At 70.9% G+C, this 18,394-nt stretch carries 13 protein-coding genes; 1 reads left to right on the forward strand and 12 read right to left on the reverse strand.

What is annotated here, in order from left to right; translation table 11 throughout:
- Nucleotides 1–39: 39 nt before the first annotated feature.
- From E4623_RS20200 to E4623_RS20235, 8 genes are all read right to left on the reverse strand, one after another.
- On the reverse strand, nucleotides 40–1,218 hold the full coding sequence (locus E4623_RS20200; RefSeq protein WP_348537306.1) for a dipeptide ABC transporter ATP-binding protein: 1,179 nt from the start codon (nucleotides 1,216–1,218) through the stop codon (nucleotides 40–42).
- Nucleotides 1,219–1,406: 188 nt separating this feature from the next.
- Complete coding sequence (locus E4623_RS20205; protein ID WP_134768376.1) at nucleotides 1,407–2,522, reverse strand: ABC transporter ATP-binding protein; 1,116 nt, start codon at nucleotides 2,520–2,522, stop codon at nucleotides 1,407–1,409.
- A complete protein-coding gene (locus tag E4623_RS20210) occupies nucleotides 2,519–3,520 on the reverse strand; it encodes an ABC transporter permease (protein ID WP_134768377.1) in 1,002 nt (333 codons plus the stop codon). The genes E4623_RS20205 and E4623_RS20210 overlap by 4 nt, the downstream gene beginning before the upstream one ends.
- A gap of 157 nt (nucleotides 3,521–3,677) precedes the next feature.
- Complete coding sequence (locus E4623_RS20215; RefSeq protein ID WP_167736773.1) at nucleotides 3,678–5,459, reverse strand: ABC transporter substrate-binding protein; 1,782 nt, start codon at nucleotides 5,457–5,459, stop codon at nucleotides 3,678–3,680.
- Nucleotides 5,460–5,512: 53 nt separating this feature from the next.
- Nucleotides 5,513–6,529 carry an ABC transporter permease gene (locus E4623_RS20220; RefSeq protein ID WP_134768379.1) on the reverse strand — a complete coding sequence of 339 codons (1,017 nt, stop codon included), beginning with the start codon at nucleotides 6,527–6,529 and terminating at the stop codon, nucleotides 5,513–5,515.
- A 168-nt stretch (nucleotides 6,530–6,697) separates the two neighbouring features.
- Nucleotides 6,698–8,470: an aspartate--tRNA ligase gene (gene aspS / locus E4623_RS20225; RefSeq protein WP_134768380.1), complete on the reverse strand. Its 1,773-nt coding sequence runs from the start codon at nucleotides 8,468–8,470 to the stop codon at nucleotides 6,698–6,700.
- A complete protein-coding gene (gene hisS, locus E4623_RS20230; RefSeq protein ID WP_134768381.1) occupies nucleotides 8,467–9,849 on the reverse strand; it encodes a histidine--tRNA ligase in 1,383 nt (460 codons plus the stop codon). Before hisS ends, aspS begins: the two co-directional genes overlap by 4 nt.
- A 1-nt stretch (nucleotide 9,850) precedes the next feature.
- Nucleotides 9,851–10,552 carry an MBL fold metallo-hydrolase gene (locus tag E4623_RS20235; protein WP_134768382.1) on the reverse strand — a complete coding sequence of 234 codons (702 nt, stop codon included), beginning with the start codon at nucleotides 10,550–10,552 and terminating at the stop codon, nucleotides 9,851–9,853.
- Nucleotides 10,553–10,672: 120 nt separating this feature from the next.
- Between E4623_RS20235 and E4623_RS20240 the strand changes: the two genes are divergently transcribed.
- On the forward strand, nucleotides 10,673–11,902 hold the full coding sequence (locus tag E4623_RS20240) for a DUF349 domain-containing protein (RefSeq protein ID WP_134768383.1): 1,230 nt from the start codon (nucleotides 10,673–10,675) through the stop codon (nucleotides 11,900–11,902).
- Nucleotides 11,903–12,263: 361 nt separating this feature from the next.
- Here the strand turns inward: E4623_RS20240 and E4623_RS20245 are convergent, their stop codons facing one another.
- The 4 genes from E4623_RS20245 to secD all read right to left on the reverse strand — a co-directional run bounded on the left by E4623_RS20245 (nucleotide 12,264) and on the right by secD (nucleotide 18,394).
- On the reverse strand, nucleotides 12,264–14,507 hold the full coding sequence (locus tag E4623_RS20245; protein WP_134768490.1) for a bifunctional (p)ppGpp synthetase/guanosine-3',5'-bis(diphosphate) 3'-pyrophosphohydrolase: 2,244 nt from the start codon (nucleotides 14,505–14,507) through the stop codon (nucleotides 12,264–12,266).
- 156 nt (nucleotides 14,508–14,663) lie between these two features.
- Nucleotides 14,664–15,239 (reverse strand): adenine phosphoribosyltransferase, encoded by a 576-nt coding sequence (locus E4623_RS20250; protein WP_209020796.1) that lies wholly within the window; start codon nucleotides 15,237–15,239, stop codon nucleotides 14,664–14,666.
- A gap of 3 nt (nucleotides 15,240–15,242) precedes the next feature.
- Complete coding sequence (gene secF, locus E4623_RS20255; protein WP_134768384.1) at nucleotides 15,243–16,472, reverse strand: protein translocase subunit SecF; 1,230 nt, start codon at nucleotides 16,470–16,472, stop codon at nucleotides 15,243–15,245.
- Entirely contained in the window at nucleotides 16,472–18,394 is a 1,923-nt protein-coding gene (gene secD, locus E4623_RS20260; protein WP_134768385.1) for a protein translocase subunit SecD, read from the reverse strand. Before secD ends, secF begins: the two co-directional genes overlap by 1 nt.

Consider the following 18,394-nt stretch of genomic DNA (forward strand, 5'->3'; position numbering starts at 1 on the left):
GCGTGGGCGGGCGGCGGCGGGTCAGCCGCGAAGAGGGCGTCAGGCTCGTCCAAACGTCTTCGTGTCCAGGTCGAACCAGGTGTCGTCGTAGCCGGGCTTGGTGACCAGGTCCGGGCTCGGCGTGGCCCCGGGGTCGGGGTTGCCGGCGTTGTCGACGCCGAGCAGCCGGGCGGTGATCGGCTCGGTCGGGTGCTTGTGGATCTCGCCCGGGAAGTGGCAGGCGACCTTGTGCCGCGAGCCGATCTGCAGCAGCGGCGGCTCGTGCTTGGCGCAGATGTCCTGGGCGATCGGGCAGCGGGTGCGAAAGCGGCAGCCCGACGGCGGGTTGATCGGGCTCGGGACGTCGCCCTCGAGCCGGATCCGCTCGCGGCGCCCGCCGATCGTGGCCTGCTTGATGTCGGGCACCGCCGAGAGCAGCGCCTGCGTGTAGGGGTGGCGCGGGTGGGAGTAGATGCTCTCGCGGTCGCCGATCTCGACGATCTTCCCGAGGTACATCACCGCGACCTCGGGGCAGAAGTGCCGCACCACCGCCAGGTCGTGGGCGATGAAGAGGAAGGCGACGCCGAAGTCGCGCTGGATGTCCTGGAGCAGGTTGACGACCTGCGCCTGGATGGACACGTCGAGCGCCGAGACGGGCTCGTCGGCGACGAGCAGCTTGGGGCTGAGGGCGAGCGCGCGGGCGATGCCGATGCGCTGGCGCTGACCGCCGGAGAACTCGCTCGGGTAGCGGTTGTAGTGCTCGGGGTTGAGCCCCACCACCTCGAGCAGCTCCTGGACCCGGCTGAGGACCTGCTTCTTCGGCACGATGTCGTGCACCAGCAGCGGCGTCCCGACGATGGTGCCGACGGTGTGCCGCGGGTTCAGCGAGCTGTAGGGGTCCTGGAAGATCATCTGCACCTCGCGGCGCAGCGGCTTGAGCTCGCGGTTGCTCATCTTCGCGAGGTCGTGGTCGCGGAACATCATCGACCCGGCGGTCGGGGTGTACAGCCGGGTGATCAGCCGGCCGGTCGTCGACTTCCCGCAGCCGGACTCGCCCACGAGGCCGAGCGACCCACCCTCGGGCACCTCGAAGGAGATCCCGTCGACAGCCTGGACGTCGCCGACCTTGCGCCGCACGATGCCGCCGGAGCGCACCGGGAAGTACATCTTCAGGCCGGACACCGTCAGCACCGGCGGCGCCGTCGGGTCGAGCACGGCGGCCTTGTGGGTCTGGCCCACGAGCTCGGCGAAGGTCTCGACCGGCGCGGGCTCGGCGGCGCGACCCGGCTCGGACGCCCGCTCGCTGCGGGCGGTCGCGTCGTGGGTCGGGTCGGTGTCCGGGTCGGACGTGGCGTCCGTGGCGACGGTGACCGGGCGGTCACCGCTCCCGCGGGCGCTGTCGGGGTCCTCGGGACGCAGGTGGGACATCAGCTCTCCTCGACGAGCTCGGGGGCGATCTCAGGCAGGACCTCGGCCTGGAAGATCGCGTCGGGGTCGACCAGGTGGCAGCGCTTGAGGTGGCTGGTGCCGCGGCCACCGGGCCGCATCTCGGGCAGCTTGGTGGCGCACAGGTCGCCGGGCACCTTGTCGCTGTGGGCGCAGCGCGGCTCGAACGAGCAGCCGGGGGGCTTGTTGAGCAGGCTCGGCGGCGTGCCGGGGATCGGGATCATCCGCGCGTTCGGGTCGGACGTCACGTCGGGCACGCTCGACAGCAGGCCCCACGTGTAGGGCATCTCCGGGTGCGACAGGATCTCGCGGCACGAGCCGTACTCGACGGCGCGGCCGGAGTACATCACCAGGACGTCGTCGGCCATCTCGGCGATGACGCCGAGGTCGTGGGTGATCATCACGATCGCGGAGTTGAACTCGCGCTGCAGGTCCTGGAGCAGGTCGAGGATCTGGGCCTGCACCGTCACGTCGAGCGCGGTGGTCGGCTCGTCGGCGATCAGCAGCGAGGGGTCGTTGATCAGGCCCATCGCGATCATCACGCGCTGGCGCATGCCGCCGGAGAACTGGTGCGGGAAGTCGTCGACCCGGCTCTGCGGGGACGGGATCCCGACCCGGTCGAGCATCTCGATCGAGCGCTGGCGCGCCTGTCGCTTCGACGCCGACGGGTGGTGCACCCGGTAGGCCTCGGCCAGCTGGACGCCGACCCGGTAGAACGGGTGGAGCGCGGCCAGGGCGTCCTGGAAGATCATCGCCGCGGTGTTGCCGCGCATGCTGCGCATGGCGTCCTCGCTGCGGCCGACGATCTCGTCGCCCCCGACCTTGATGGAGCCGGTGACGCGGGCCGACTTGGCGTCGTGCAGCCCGAGGACCGCCATGCTCGACACCGACTTGCCCGAGCCGGACTCCCCCACGATGCCGAGGGTCCGGCCCAGCGCGACGCTGTAGCTGAGGCCGGAGACGGCCTCGACCAGCCCGTCGGCGGTCGGGAACTTCACGGTGAGGTCGGTGACCTCGAGGTAGGGCTCGCCCGAGGCCGGACCGCCGGCGGGAGCCGGGTCCTTGCTCAGGCTCGTCTCGCGTGCGGTGTTGGTCATCCCAACCTCACTCTCGGGTCGAGGAATCCGTAGACGACGTCGACGATCAGGTTCGACAGCACGATGAACAGCGCACCCACGAGCACGGTCGCGGTGAGCACGGGCAGGTCGAGCGGTGCCTGGAGGGCCTGGAGACCCCAGCGCCCGATGCCGTCGATGCTGAAGATCGTCTCGGTGAAGATGGTGCCGGCGAGCAGGGCGCCGAAGTCGAGACCGAAGATGGTCACGATCGGCACGATCGCAGCGCGCAGGGCGTGGCGGAACAGCACCGTGCGGCGCGGGAGCCCCTTGGCGGTGGCGGTGCGGATGTAGTCGTCGCCGAGGGTCTCGACCATCTGGCCGCGGGTGTAGCGGGCATAGCTGGGCGAGGTCGCGACGCCCAGCACCAGGCACGGCAGCAGCAGGCCGCCGAAGGTCTTGAGCGGGTCCTCGGTGATCGGGAAGTACCCGGTGTCCGGGAACAGGCTGGTCTGCAGCGTCAGGAAGATCCACGCGAGCAGGCACACGAGGTAGTAGGGAACCGAGGAGACGAGCAGGCTGCCGCTCACCAGGAGCCGGTCGCCGGCCGAGCCGCGCCGGGCGGCGGCGGCGATACCGATGCTGACACCGACGACGAGGAACACGATCGAGCCGCCGACGGCGATCAGCACCGTCGGGACGATGCGTTCCTTCAGCTCGTCGGTCACGGGGGTGCGAGTGCCGAAGGAGATGCCGAAGCAGGGCGCGTCGCAGTCGTACTGCGAGGCACCGAAGTCGATCTCGCGACCCTTGACGATGCCGCCCATGAACTCGCCGTAGGCCGAGACGACGGGCTTGTCGAGCCCCATCTGCTTCTCGATCGCCTCGAGCCGCTCCGGGGTGCAGCGGCCGCCGGCGCCCTCGCAGATCGGCTGGGCCGGGTTGCTGGGGCCGAGGTAGAAGATGGCGAAGACGACGAACGAGGCCAGCCCGATGACCAGCAGCGACGACAGCAGACGTCGCACGATGAAGCCCAGCATGCACGTTCCTCTTCACGGGAGTCGATGTCCGGCGGTGGCCCGCCGGCGACACGGATGTGCCGGACACGCCGGTGACGGGTCCACGGACCCGCCACCGGCGTGGGTGGCGCCGAGCCGTCACACGAGGTGACGGCCCGGCGCCGGCGTTGCTACTGCGTCACTGGGTGACCCAGAGGTTCTTCCAGGTCGGCTGGCCGATCGTGTTGTCGACGAAGTGACCGTTGATCTTCGAGCCGTGCGCCTGCGCCACGCCGCCGTAGCGGGTGACGAAGAGCGGGAAGTACTCGGTCATGACCTCCTCGTCGAGCTCACCCCACGCGGCGGGCTGCTCGTCGACCGGGAGGAGCTGGATGTCCTCGATGCGCTGGTCGATGGCCGGCTCGTTGAAGGCCGCGTAGTTGGAGCCGAGACCCTCCTTGTCCAGGTTGGTGCTCTGGATGACCGGCGGGAACCAGGAGCTGCCCGAGGGCCAGTCAGCGATCCAGCCGGGGCTACGGACGTTGATGTCGGCGTCGGGGTCGGCGCGGACCGTCGACAGGTCGGCGACCGTCGAGGGCACGGGGGTGGCCTTGAAGCCGGCCTCCTCGAGCGCCTTGACGATGACGTCCTTCTGCTTGACCAGCTTCGGGTCGTCCTTGGCGTAGAGGAACTTGATCTCGTAGCCGACGGCGTCGGCCTCCTCGAGGAGGGCCTTGGCGGCGGCGGGGTCGGTGACGCCCGGCTCGTGGTCGGGCAGCGGGCTGAACTCCTTGCGGCCCGAGGTGCCCGGGGGCATCAGGGTCTCGCCGGGGATGGCCGTGACGCCCTCGATCAGACCGGCGGAGAGGTAGGCGTCCTTGTAGGGGTAGGCCCAGGCCAGCGCCTGCCGCACCTTGATGTCGGTGATCTTGCGGTAGTCGGGCGCCCAGTAGCTGGTCAGCGGGAAGCCGCCGACGACGAGACGGCCGGAGGCGTCGAAGTCGCGGTAGTTCTCGTTGAGGACGTCGTCGTAGGTGAGGGTGGTCTGGGCGTCGCCGGAGTCGGACAGCAGCAGCTGGTCGATCTGGGCGGACTCGACCTGCAGGTCCATCTCGTAGGAGTCGGGGTACTGGGTGCGGCCCGGGTCGGTGTTGGTGTCCCACTGGTCGTTGCGGACCAGCTGGAGGGTCTTCTCCGGGGTGTACTCACCGAACTTGTAGGGACCGGTCGCCATCGGGTGGCGCGCGTAGGCGGCCGGGTCGGCAGCGGCGGTCTCGTTCATCGGGCTCATCGCCGGGAAGGTCAGCCAGTACGGCATGTCCGGGAACGGCTTGCGGGCCTTGTAGGTGATCGTGTTGCCCTCGACCGTGACGGCCTCGAAGCCGTCGAGCGTCTTGCCGGCGGTGAAGTAACCCTCGTAGGTGTCGCCGCTGACCAGGTAGTCGTTGGAGTAGGCCGGGCCCTCCGGGAACTGCGTCCGGTCCATCGAGGCGGCGGTCGAGAAGATGAAGTCCTCGGCCTTGACGTCGGTGCCGTCCTCGTACTTGATGCCGGGCTTGAGCTCGAACTTCCACTCGGTGAAGTCCTCGTTCGGCGTGCCGAGGTCGGTGGCGAGGTCGGGGATGAGGACCATCGACTTGGTCTCTTCGTCGTAGACGTACTGCGTCAGCGCACGCGTCACCAGACCGCTCAGGATCGTGGACGTGTTCTGGTAGTACGCCTCGCTCGGGTGCATGGTGTTGAGGCCGGCCACCGAGATCACCTTGATGGTGCCTCCGGGCGTGGCGCCCTCGATCTCGACCGGACCGTCGACGCGGGTCGCGTCCTGGGCGTCGCCGGTGTTGCCACCCTCCTGCGCCGCACCCTCGCCTTCCTGGTTGCCTTCGCTCGTCCCGCTGCCGCCGTCGTCACTACCGCCACAGGCGGCGAGCGCGAAGAGGCCGGCGACGGTCACGGCGATGATCGGTTGCTTCAACCGCATCGTGTACCCACCCTTCTCTTTCCTTGTTGTTTCTCCCGGTGCCAGGGGTCTGGTCATCGGCGAGTCTTGGGGTCGAAGGCGTCTCGCACGGAGTCGCCCAGGAGGTTGAGCGCGATCACGAGGACCATGATCGTTCCGACCGGCACCCACAGGTAGAGCGGGTACTTGTCGTAGTAGCCGTCGGCGGCGTTGATCGTCTTGCCGAGCGACGTGCCCTCGCTGAGGCCGATCCCGAGGAACGACAGGCCGGCCTCGGCGGCCACGAACCCGGGCAGCGCCAGCGAGATCGCCACGACGATCGGGGCCACCAGGTTCGGGAGCAGCTCCTTGAAGAGGATCTGCCGGGTCGGCACGCCGATCACGCGGGCGGCCAGCACGAACTCGCGCTCACGCAGCGAGAACACCTGACCGCGGATCAGCCGCGCCAGTCCCATCCAGCCGAACAGCACCAGCACCCCCACCAGGGTCAGGAACTCGGCCCGGCCCAGGGTGGAGCTGTTGGCCCCGAACCGGGTCGTGATGATCGGCGCCAGCGCCAGCGCGCCGAGGATGAACGGGAAGGAGAGCAGGAAGTCGATGACGAACGACATCACCGCGTCGACCGCGCCGGTGGCGTAGCCCGCGACGAGTCCGAAGGTCACGCCGACGATGGTCGAGATCAGCGTGGCGAGCACCGCGATGAACAACGAGGTGCGCAGCCCGTAGAGGAGCAGCGACAGGTTGTCGAGCCCGGTGCCGGGCTCGATGCCCAGCGGGTGGTCCCAGGTGAAGGGGTGCAGCGGCGGCCCGACGCGGGGCAGCCCGTCGAACTCGAGCAGATCGGTGAGCGCTGCCTGGCCCGGGCCGATCTTGTGGTAGAGACCGAACGCGTTGCTGATCACCGGCGCCAGCAGGGCCATCAGGACCATGACGAACAGGATGGTCCCGCAGATGACGGCGACCTTGTCGTGGGCCAGCCGGCCCATCGCGATCCTCGTGGGTGAACGACCCGCGAGCTCCTTGACCGGTTCGGGCTTCCCGGGCTCGGGATCGAACCCTTCTTCCATCACCTCGGTGTTGAGCGACGTCATACCCACCTCGGGGAGCCACGGCGCGTGGCTCCATCCTCGTGCCAGACCGACAGTTCGAGCACCGCCGGCGCGCTGCGCGCCGTCAGGGACTCTAGGCGACCCGATCACGATCGAGGGGTACGCCGCGGTAACGATCTGGTCTCGACCAGTGGGACGCTCCGCCGACGATCAGCCCTCGGACGGGAGATTCTTCGCCGCGACGGCGTCCACGCCCGCTTCCTTGCGCTGCTGGGCGGTGATGGGCGCAGGCGCCGCGGTCAGCGGGTCGTAGCCGCCGCCCGACTTCGGGAAGGCGATGACGTCGCGGATCGAGTCGGTGCCGGCGAGCAGCGAGACGATGCGGTCCCAGCCGAACGCGATGCCACCGTGCGGCGGGGCGCCGTAGCCGAAGGCGTCGAGCAGGAAGCCGAACTTCTCCTGCGCCTCGGCCTCCTCGATGCCCATGATCGCGAAGACCCGCTTCTGCACGTCCTCGCGGTGGATACGGATCGACCCGCCGCCGATCTCGTTGCCGTTGCAGACGATGTCGTAGGCCCAGGCCAGGGCGTTGCCGGGGTCGGAGTCGAAGGAGTCGAGGTCCTGCGGGGAGGTGAAGGCGTGGTGGACCGCGGTCCACGCGCCGCTGCCGACCGCGACGTCGCCGGCGGCGGTCGCCTCGTCGGCCGGCTCGAAGAGCGGTGCGTCGACGACCCACAGGAAGCTCCAGGCCGACTCGTCGATCAGGCCGCCACGGCGGCCGATCTCGAGGCGGGCGGCGCCGAGCAGCGCCCGGCTGCTCTTGACGGCTCCGGCGGCGAAGAAGATGCAGTCACCGGGCCGGGCGCCCACGTGGGCGGCGATCCCGGCGCGCTCGGCGTCGGTGAGGTTCTTCGCGACGGGGCCGGTCAGCTCGCCGTCCTCCTGGACCAGCACGTAGGCCAGGCCGCGCGCGCCGCGCTGCTTGGCCCACTCCTGCCAGGCGTCGAGCTGCTTGCGGGGCTGGCCGGCTCCCCCGGGCATCACGACGGCGCCGACGTAGGGCGCCTGGAAGACGCGGAACGTGGTGTCGGCGAAGAACTCGGTGCACTCGGTGAGCTCGAGGCCCATCCGCAGGTCGGGCTTGTCGGAGCCGAAGCGGGCCATCGCCTCGGCGTAGGTCATCCGCGGCAGCGGGGTCGGCACCTCGTGGCCGACCAGCGCCCACAGCGCGCTGAGGATCTCCTCGGCGACGGCCAGGACGTCGTCCTGCTCGACGAAGCTCATCTCGATGTCGAGCTGGGTGAACTCCGGCTGCCGGTCGGCGCGGAAGTCCTCGTCGCGGTAGCAGCGCGCGATCTGGTAGTACCGCTCCATCCCGGCGACCATGAGCAGCTGCTTGAACAGCTGCGGGCTCTGCGGGAGGGCGTACCAGCTGCCGGGGGCGAGCCGGGCCGGCACCAGGAAGTCGCGGGCGCCCTCGGGCGTGCTGCGGGTCAGCGTCGGCGTCTCGATCTCGACGAAGTCGTGGCGGTCGAGGACGTCGCGCGCGGCCTTGTTGACCTTGCTGCGCAGGCGCAGCGCCTGGTTGGGACCGGTGCGGCGCAGGTCGAGGTAGCGGTGCTTGAGGCGGGCCTCCTCGCCGACGTCGACGTGGTCGCTGATCGGGAACGGCAGCGGTGCCGAGGCGCTGAGCACCTCGACGTCGGCGGCGACGACCTCGATCGCGCCGGTGGCCAGGTTGGGGTTCTCGTTGCCCTCCTTGCGGGTCACGACCTCGCCGGTGACCTTGAGGCAGTACTCCGCCCGCAGCGCGTGCGCGACCTGCTCGTCGCGGACGACGACCTGGACGACGCCGCTGGCCTCGCGCAGGTCGATGAAGGCCACGCCCCCGTGGTCGCGGCGGTTGGCCACCCACCCGGCGAGGGTGACGGTCTGGCCGGCGTGCTCGGCGCGGAGGGCGCCGGCGTCGTGGGTGCGGATCACTGTGTTGACTCCTTGGAGGTTGTGCTCGACGAAACCACCTGCGGTCGCAGGTCCTCGGTGGGTGGGGTCCAGGTGGCCGGGTCGGCGTCGACCTGGTCCCCCGATCGGATGTCCTTGACCTGGTGGCGCTGCCCGCCGTCGTCGTCGGCCCGGGTGAACCAGACGTACGGGATGCCGCGCCGCTCGGCGTTGCGGATCTGCTTGCCGAACTTCTGCGCCGATGCCGCGACCTCGCACGGGATGCCGCGGGCGCGCAGCGCCGTGGCCACCGCGTCGCCCGTGGCCCGCGAGGCGTCGTCGACCAGGGCGACGAGCACGGCGCTGGGCACCTTGCGGTCGGCGGTCAGGCCGGTGCGCGCCAGCAGGGGGACGACGACCCGGCTGACGCCGAGCGAGATGCCGACGCCGGGGTAGGTCGAGCGGACGTCGCTGGCGAGGGCGTCGTACCGGCCCCCGGAGCAGATCGAGCCGAGCGACTCGTAGCCGTCGAGACGGGTCTCGAAGACCGTGCCCGTGTAGTAGTCGAGGCCTCGCGCGATCGACAGGTCGGCCTCGACCCGCACCCGGTCGGTGACCAGGCCGGCGCACGACTCGACGAGCTCGGCCAGCTCGGCCAGCCCCTCGTCGAGGAGCGGGTGCCCGACGCCCAGCCCCCGCACGACGTCGACGAACGAGGCGTCGCTCGCCCGGATGGTCGCGAGGGCGAGCACCCGGTCGGCGGTCGCCCGGTCGATCCCGGCGTCCGCGACGAGCAGGTCGCCCACCTTGTCGGCGGGCAGCTTGTCGAGCTTGTCGACCAGCCGCATCACCTCGTCGACCTGGTCGCCCTCGGCGATGCCCAGCCCGGCGTAGAAGCCCTGGATCAGCTTGCGGTTGTTGACCTGGAGGCGGAAGCCGGGCAGGAAGTCGAGCCGGCTGAGCGCGTCGACCATGACGCGGGTGACCTCGACGTCGTGGTGGAACGGCAGGACGTCGCGCCCGATGATGTCGATGTCGGCCTGCGCGAACTCGCGGAACCGGCCCTCCTGGGGCCGCTCGCCGCGCCACACCTTCTGGATCTGGTAGCGCCGGAACGGGAAGTCGAGCCTGCCGGCGTTCTCGAGCACGTAGCGCGCGAACGGCACCGTGAGGTCGAAGTGCAGGCCGAGGCCGGCGTGGCCCTCGGCGGACTCCTCGTGCAGCCGCCGCAGCAGGTAGACCTCCTTGGAGGTGTCGCCCTTGCGCAGCAGCTGGTCGAGCGGCTCGACGGCGCGCGTCTCGATGCCGGCGAAGCCGTGCAGCTCGAAGGTGGCGCGCAGCGTGTCGATGACCTGCTGCTCGACGAACCGCTGCTCGGGCAGCAGCTCGGGGAACCCGCTCAGCGGGGTGGTCTTGGCCATGTCACAGGTCCTGGAGGAAGGGGTTGGTCGCGCGCTCGCGACCGATGGAGGTCTGCTCGCCGTGCCCGGGGAGCACCACGATGTCGTCGCCGAGCGGGAGGACCTTGTCGCGCAGGCTCCGCAGCATCGCGGGGTGGTCGCCGCCGGGCAGGTCGGTGCGGCCGATCGAGCCGGCGAAGAGCAGGTCGCCGGAGAACATCACCTCGGAGATGTCGGCCCGCTGCTGCTGCCCGTGCTGGCCGTGCTGCTCGACGTACGGCGTGCGGAAGGTGACCGAGCCCTCGGTGTGTCCCGGCGTGTGGTCGACGACGAAGCTCAGCCCCGCCAGCTCGAGGGTCTGGGCGTCGGCGAGCTCGCGGACGTCGTCGGGCTCGGCGAAGGTGTGGTCGCCCCCGAGCAGCATGGCGGTGGTCTCCGCCGACATGCCCTGCATCGGGTCGGCGAGCAGGTGCCGGTCCTTCGGGTGGATCCAGGCGGTGGCGTCGTAGGTGCCGGCCACGGGAGCCACGCACCACATGTGGTCGACGTGGCCGTGGGTGACGAGCACCGCCACCGGCTTCAGCCGGTGCTCGCGCACGACGTCGATGACCCCGGGTGTGGCGTCCTTGCCCGGGTCGATCACCACGCACTCGGTGCCGGGTCCGGTGGCCGCGACGTAGCAGTTGGTGCCCCACGGTCCTGCGGGGAAGGCGGCGATGAGCACTGCCTCAGGGTAGCGACGTCGGGGCCGGTCGGCCGCCCCGGTGTCCGACAGGGTGGTGACCCGTCCCCTAGGGTAGGGGCCGCGCCAGCCGTACGAATTGGCCGACGAAGAGGATACGCAGTGACGAGCAGCGAATGGGGCCGCGTCGACGACGACGGCACCGTGTACGTGAAGACCGCCGACGGCGAGCGTTCGGTGGGGTCCTACCCCGCCGGAACGGCGCAGGAGGCACTCCAGTTCTTCACCGAGCGTTACGACGCTCTCTCCTTCGAGGTCCAGCTGCTCGAGCAGCGGGTCAACGCGGAGAAGCTCACCCCCGAGGAGGCCGCCGAGTCGATCAAGACCGTACGGGCCCAGGTGACCGACGCGAACGCCGTCGGTGACCTCGCCTCGCTCGGCGCGCGCCTCGACGCCCTCGCCCCGGTCCTCGCCACGCAGCGCGAGGCCCGCCGGGCCGAGCGCGCCGCGAAGGCGGAGGAGTCGAAGGCCGCCAAGGAGCAGATCGTCGCCGAGGCCGAGAAGATCGCGACCGGCACCGACTGGCGCAACGGCGCCAACCGCCTGCGCGACCTGCTCGAGTCCTGGAAGGCGCTCCCCCGCATCGACCGCCCGTCCGACGACGCGCTGTGGAAGCGCTTCTCGGGTGCGCGCACGGCGTACACGAAGGCCCGCAAGGCGCACTTCGCCGAGCAGGACGAGAAGCGCGAGGGCGCCCGCGTCGTCAAGGAGCGCCTGGCCAAGGAGGCCGAGGCCCTGGCGACCTCCACCGAGTGGGGCCCGACCGCCGGCCGATACCGCGACCTGATGCGCGACTGGAAGGCCGCCGGCCCGGCGCCCAAGGACGTCGACGACGCCCTGTGGAAGAGGTTCCGCGGCGCCCAGGACCAGTTCTTCGGGGCCCGGGACGCCGAGAACGCCGCGCTCGACGCGGAGTTCGCCGCCAACGCCGACGTCAAGGACGCCCTGATCGTCGAGATCGAGGCCCTGCTCCCGGTCCAGGACCTGGAGGCCACCAAGAAGGCCTTCCGCGACCTGGCCGACAAGTGGGAGGCCGCCGGCAAGGTCCCGCGCGACCGGATGCGCGACCTCGAGGGCCGGATGCGCGCCGTCGAGAACGCGCTGCGCGCCGCCGAGGACGACGCCTGGAAGCGCTCGGACCCCGAGAAGTCGGCCCGCGCCAACGACATGGTCACCAAGCTCGAGGACGCCATCGCCAAGGTCGAGTCCGACCTCGAGAAGGCGCGCGCCGCCGGCAACGACAAGAAGGTCAAGGAGCTCGAGGACAACCTCGAGTCCCGCCGTTCCTTCCTCGACATGGCCCGCCGCGCGTCGGAGGACTTTTCCGGCTGATCCCGCCGATGGGTGACGTGACGGGGGCTGACCGCCCCTGACGCGTCCGCGTGCGCGCCTTCGGCGCGGAGGCCGCCGCCTTCGGCGGCGGGGTGGAGAGGGCTCGCTCGTGCGGGGGTGGGTCGGGTGCGGCCGGGGGCTGCGGCCGGCTCCGGGCCCGGGAACTCGGGGCGGCGCGTCGCTCGGACGGCCTGGGCGGAGTCCTGGCCTGGGCTGCCGGCGCCGCGGCCAAGCCCCTTGACGCCTCCCGGACCCGGCCCGTCCTCCGCCCCCGTCCCCACCCGACCCGCAGGACCCCTTCAGCGCTCGGTCGGATGTGGGTACAGAAAGTGAGGGTGGCTCACGTCCGAGCCTGGCTCGACTACGCGGTGACGCGGTAGGCGTCGAAGACGCCTGGGACGGACCGCACGGCCTTGAGGACGTTGTCCAGGTGCTTGGCCTCGGCCATCTCGAAGGTGAACCGGGACTTCGCGACGCGGTCGCGGGTCGTGGAGAGGTTGGCGGAGAGGATGTTCACGTGGGCGTCGGAGAGCACCATCGTGATGTCGGAGAGGAGCCGGGCGCGGTCGAGGGCCTCGACCTGGATGTTGACGAGGAACATCGACTGCGCGGTGGGGGCCCACTCGACCTCGAGGACCTTCTCGGGCTGGCGCCGCAGCTCGGAGGCGTTGGTGCAGTCGTGGCGGTGCACCGAGACGCCGCCGCCCTTGGTGACGAAGCCCAGGATGTCGTCGGGCGGCACCGGGGTGCAGCACTTGGCGAGCTTGACCCAGACGTCGGGTGAGCCCTTGACGATGACGCCGGCATCGCTGCCGCCGCCGGCGTTGGAGCGACCGCGGCGGCCGGTGATGGTGACGGCCTCGGAGAGGTCCTCCTGGGCGCCCTCGTCGCCGCCGTGCAGCTCGATGACGCGACGGACGACGGCCTGGGCGCCGAGGTTGCCCTCGCCGACCGCGGCGTACAGGGCCGTGACGTCGCCGAGCTTGAACTGGGTGGCGACCAGGGTGAGCGACTCGTGGGTCAGCAGCCGCTTGAGCGGGAGGCCCTCCTTGCGCATCAGCTTGCCGATCGCGTCCTTGCCGCGCTCGACGGCCTCCTCGCGGCGCTCCTTGGTGAACCACTGCCGGATCTTCGACCTGGCCCGCGGGGACTTCACGAAGGTCAGCCAGTCGCGCGAGGGGCCGGCGGTGGCGGACTTGGAGGTGAAGACCTCGACGACGTCGCCGTTCTCGAGGGTGGACTCGAGCGGGACGAGGCGCCCGTTGACGCGCGCGCCGATCGTGCGGTGGCCGACCTCGGTGTGGACGGCGTAGGCGAAGTCGACCGACGTCGAGCCGGCGGGCAGCGCGATGACGTCGCCGCGCGGGGTGAAGACGTAGGTCTCGGCGCGGTTGATCTCGAAGCGCAGCGACTCCAGGAACTCGCCCGGGTCCTCGACCTCGCTCTGCCAGTCGAGCAGCTGCCGGACCCACGACATGTCGCCGTTGGTCTGCGGGGACTCGCCCTTGCGCTCGGTGTCGCGGCCCTCGCGACCGTCCTCCTTGTACTTCCAGTGCGCGGCGACGCCGTACTCGGCGCGGCGGTGCATGCTGAAGGTGCGGATCTGCATCTCGACCGGCTTGCCCTGCGGCCCGATGACGGAGGTGTGCAGCGACTGGTACATGTTGAACTTCGGCATCGCGACGTAGTCCTTGAACCGGCCGAGCACCGGGTTCCAGCGTGAGTGGAGCACGCCGAGGACGGAGTAGCAGTCGCGGTCCTCGTCGACGAGGATCCGGATGCCGACCAGGTCGTAGATGTCGGAGAACTCGCGGCCGCCGACGATCATCTTCTGGTAGATCGAGTAGTAGTGCTTCGGGCGGCCGGTGACGGTCGCCTTGACCTTCGCCTCGCGCAGGTCCTTCTCGACCTGGCTGATCACCTCGGCGAGGAAGCTGTCGCGCGAGGGCGCCCGCTCGGCGACCATCCGCACGATCTCGTCGTAGATCTTGGGGTGCAGGGTCGCGAACGCGAGGTCCTCGAGCTCCCACTTGATGGTGTTCATGCCGAGCCGGTGGGCCAGGGGGGCGTAGATGTCGAGCGTCTCGCGGGCGGTGCGCTCCTGGCTCTTCAGCGGCACGTAGCGCAGGGTGCGCATGTTGTGGAGCCGGTCGGCCAGCTTGATGACGAGCACCCGGATGTCGCGCGACATCGCGACGATCATCTTGCGGATGGTCTCGGCCTGCGCCGAGTCGCCGTAGACGACCTTGTCGAGCTTGGTGACGCCGTCGACCATCTGCGCGACCTCGTCGCCGAAGTCGGCCCGACACTGCTCGAGGGTGTAGGGCGTGTCCTCGACGGTGTCGTGGAGCAGCGCCGCGACCAGCGTCGCCTCCGTCATGCCGATCCCGGCCAGGATCGTGGTCACGGCGAGGGGGTGGGTGATGTAGGGGTCACCGCTCTTGCGCATCTGGCTGCCGTGCATCGTCTCGGCGGTCGTGTAGGCCCGCTCGAGGAGCGCCAGGTCGGCCTTGGGGTGGTTGGCGCGGACGGCGCGGAACAGCGGCTCGAGGACCGGGTTGACGCCGGGACCGCGGGTGCCGATCCGGGCCAGCTTGGCGCGCATCCCGCGCCCCGCCCCGGGAGGGACCGAGGACGGGTCGGTGGGCACCAGCTCGGTGCGCGGCGTCGCGGTCCTGGGGGTGGGCGCGACCCGCCCGGTGCCTGCGGCCGCGCGCTCCTCCGTCATGTCGCCAGTGTAGGTGCGGGCACCGTCAGCAGGTCAGACGGTCGACAGCGCGGTCACGGCGACCTCGTCGCCGACGCCGATCGTGGCGCGACCCGGGAGGAACGACAGCTCCATGAGCACCGCGATCCCGGCGGTCGTGCCTCCGCAGGCGCCGACGAGGTCCCGGGTGGCGGCGAGGGTGCCGCCGGTGGCGAGGACGTCGTCGACGAGCAGCACCCGCTCCCCCGGAGCGATCGCGTGGCGGTGCACCTCGAGCGTGGCCTGGCCGTACTCCAGGTCGTAGGAGACCGCGTGGACCTCCCCCGGCAGCTTGCCGGCCTTGCGGACCGGCACGAAGCCGACGCCGAGGGCCAGGGCGACCGGGGCGGCGAAGATGAAGCCGCGCGCCTCCATGCCGGCCACCTTGTCGACCACTACGGCGCCGTCGGCGTCGCGGCCGGCCTCGGCCAGCGCGGCGACGACCGCGGCGAACCCGTCGGGGTCCGCCAGCAGCGGGGTGATGTCCTTGAAGACGATCCCCGGCTCGGGGAAGTCGGGGACGTCGACGACGAGCCGGGCCAGCGCGTCAGCGGCCGCCGTGGCGGCCGCCGACGCCGGGGTCGTGGGCACGCGCTACTTCCCGCGCTTGGACCTGGACTGGCGAGAGGGCTGGTTGCGTCCCGCGCTCCCGCTCGGTCCGACCGGACCGCGCGCGGGCGGGACCGTGCGGCCGCGGCCGGTGGCCTCGGGGCGCTTCGTCAGCGTCGGGGTGCTCGGCTCGAGGTCGTCGTCGAGGTCGTCGAGGTCGTCACCCTCGTCGTCGACGCCGTCCTGCTCGGGCATGTCGTCGGTGAACACCGGGACGGCGGCGTAGCGGTCGGCCTGCGCGCGCTCGCGGGCCTTGGCCCGACGCTCGGCGAGCTTGACCTCGCTCTCGTTGCTCTTCAGGTGCACCAGGACGCGGGGCGCGAGGATCACCGAGGAGTACACGCCGACGGCCATGCCGACGAACTGCGAGAGCGCGAGGTCCTGCAGCGAGCTCGCGCCCAGCTGCGCGGCGCTGACCCACAGGATCGCGCCGATCGGGATGAGCGCCACGATGCCGGTGTTGACCGAGCGCACCAGGGTCTGGTTGACCGCGAGGTTGGCCGCCTCGGCGTAGGTCTGCCGGTTCTTGCGCATGTCGCGGGTGTTCTCGCGCACCTTATCGAAGACGACGACGGTGTCGTAGAGCGAGAACCCGAGGATCGCGAGCAGGCCCGTGACCGCCGAGGGCGTGACCTGGAAGCCGGAGAGCGCGTAGACGCCGACGGTGATGACGACGTCGTGGATCAGCGCGACGAGCGCGGCGACCGACATCTTCCACTCACGGAAGTAGGCGCCGATGAAGAGCAGCACCAGGACGAGGAAGACCACGACACCCAGGACGGCGCGCTGGGCGACCTCCTGGCCCCAGCTGGCGCCGATGTCGGAGTTGGAGACGTCGTCGAAGGCGACGCCGAACGACTCGGCGAGATCGGTGCGGATCTCGATGGCCTGCTCGTTGGTGAGCTCCTCCACCTGGACCAGGACGGCGTTGCCGGCGGTGTTGGCCGTCGGCGCCTCGGTGCCCTCGATGCCGGTCTCGGCGACGACGTCGGCGGCCTGGTCGGCCTCGACCTGCGAGGCGTTGGACACCGGCACGCGGAACTCGTTGCCGCCGGTGAACTCGATGCCGAAGTTCAGGCCCTTGAACAGGATGGCGGCGAAGGCCAGCAGCACAATGCCGCCGGTGATGGCGTACCAGAGCGGCCGGCGGTGGACGAAGTCGTAGGACTTGCGGCCGGTGTAGAGGTCGTTGCCGACCCGCGAGAACTTGCCCATCAGGCCTTACCTCCTGCGGGGACGACGGCCACGCGGCCACCGCCCGGACCGTCGATGCCCAGCGTGCCGGCGCTGAGGCCGGACAGCCGGTGACCGCTGTTGAAGAACCGGAACCGGGCCAGCCACGACACCATCGGCTTGGTGAACCAGAACAGGATCGCGAGGTCGACGATGGTGGTGAGGCCGAGGGCGAACCCGAAGCCCTTCACCGCGCCGGTCGCGAAGATGTAGAGCACGAGCGCCGAGAGCAGCGACACGACCTGGGCCGCGAGCCGGGTGACCTTGGCGCGCTTCCAGCCGGTCTCCACCGCGACCCGCATCGACTTGCCCTCACGCATCTCGTCGCGGATGCGCTCGAAGAAGATGATGAAGGAGTCGGCGGTGACACCGACGGCGATGATCAGGCCGGCGATGCCGGGCAGGGTCAGCGTGAAGCCGGCCGTCTCGCTGAGCAGCAGCACCAGGGCGTAGGTGACGGCGGCGGCCGCGAGCAGCGACGCCACGACGACCAGGCCGAGGCCGCGGTAGTACAGCAGGCAGTAGATGAGGACGAGCCCGAGCCCGAAGGCGCCCGCGAGCAGACCGGCGGAGAGCTGGTCACCGGCCAGCGAGGGACCGATGTTCTCGCTGTTGGAGTCGAAGGAGATCGGCAGCGAGCCGTACTTGAGGCTGGTGCTGAGGTCCTTGGCCTGGGTCTCGGTGAAGTTGCCCGAGATCTGGGCGGAGCCGTCGGTGATGACGCCGTCGAAGTTCGGGTAGGTGATCACCGTGCCGTCGAGGACGACGGCGAACTGCTCCTCCTTGTCGACCATGTCGCGCGACGCGGCGCTGAAGACGTCGCGCCCCTCGCCCTGCAGGTCGAGGGTGACGACGTACCGCACGGCGTTCTGCGGGATCCCGTAGCTGGCGTCCTTCAGGTCGGTGCCGGCGATCACGGCCGGCGACATCAGGAACTTGTACGACGGCGTCGCGGGGGTGTCGCCGACGGCGTCCTCGGGCGGCGAGCAGGCCACCAGCGGGGCGAGCGGGTCGTCGAGCGGGATGTCGGGCAGGGCCGCGAACGCGGCCGGGTCCATGCCGGCCGGCGCAGCGTCGACCTTCGAGATCAACGCGTCGCCGCTGCACTGGTAGGCGTTGTAGGTGTTGTAGTCCTCGAGCGTGTAGCCCCCGCGCATGAACGCCAGGCCCTCCTCGAGCGGGATCACGGCGTTCGGGTCGCTGCTGTCCTCGGCGGCGCCCTCACCCGGGGCCGGCGACGTCGGCGCGCCGGTGGCCGGCGCGTCCGTGGCCGGCGCGTCCGTGGCCGGCGCGTCCGTGGCCGGTGCGTCCGTGGCCGGTGCGTCGGTGGCCGGCGGGGTGGTCGTGTCCTGGCCGAAGCCGGGCGCGACCCGGTTGCTGCCGGCCGGGGCGCTCTCGCTGGTGGCGCCGGTGGGGCCGGCGGAGGTCGTCGGGACCTCGGCGGGCGGCTCGGTCGCGGCGGGGTCGGTCGCGGCGGGGTCGGGGGTGCTGCCCTGCGGGGTCTCACCGGCAGGCGCGGTGGCAGGCGGGGTGCACCCGCCGGTGCCGTCGTAGCAGGCGACGAGGCGGAAGCGCAGCTGCGCCTGCCGCTCGACGACCTCGACGAGCTCCTGACGGACGTCGCCGGGGATCTCGACGACGACGTTGCTGCCGCCCTGGGTCAGCACCTCGGCCTCGGAGATGCCCGAGCCGTTGACGCGCTGGTCGATGATCGAGCGCGCCTCGTCGAGGCTGTCGGCGCTCGGGTCGCCCTGGGCGTTCAGGGTGATGCGGGTACCGCCCTGGAGGTCGAGCCCGAGGGCCGGCTTCCAGGAGCCGGCCAGCGCCACCAGGCCGTAGAGGATCGCCGTGCCCAGGAGGAACACCACGAGGGTGCGTCCCGGCCGGGCCTGCTTCTTCGCCAT

The sequence above is a fragment of the Nocardioides sp. 1609 genome, assembly GCF_004522105.1.
Taxonomy (GTDB): Bacteria; Actinomycetota; Actinomycetes; order Propionibacteriales; family Nocardioidaceae; genus Nocardioides.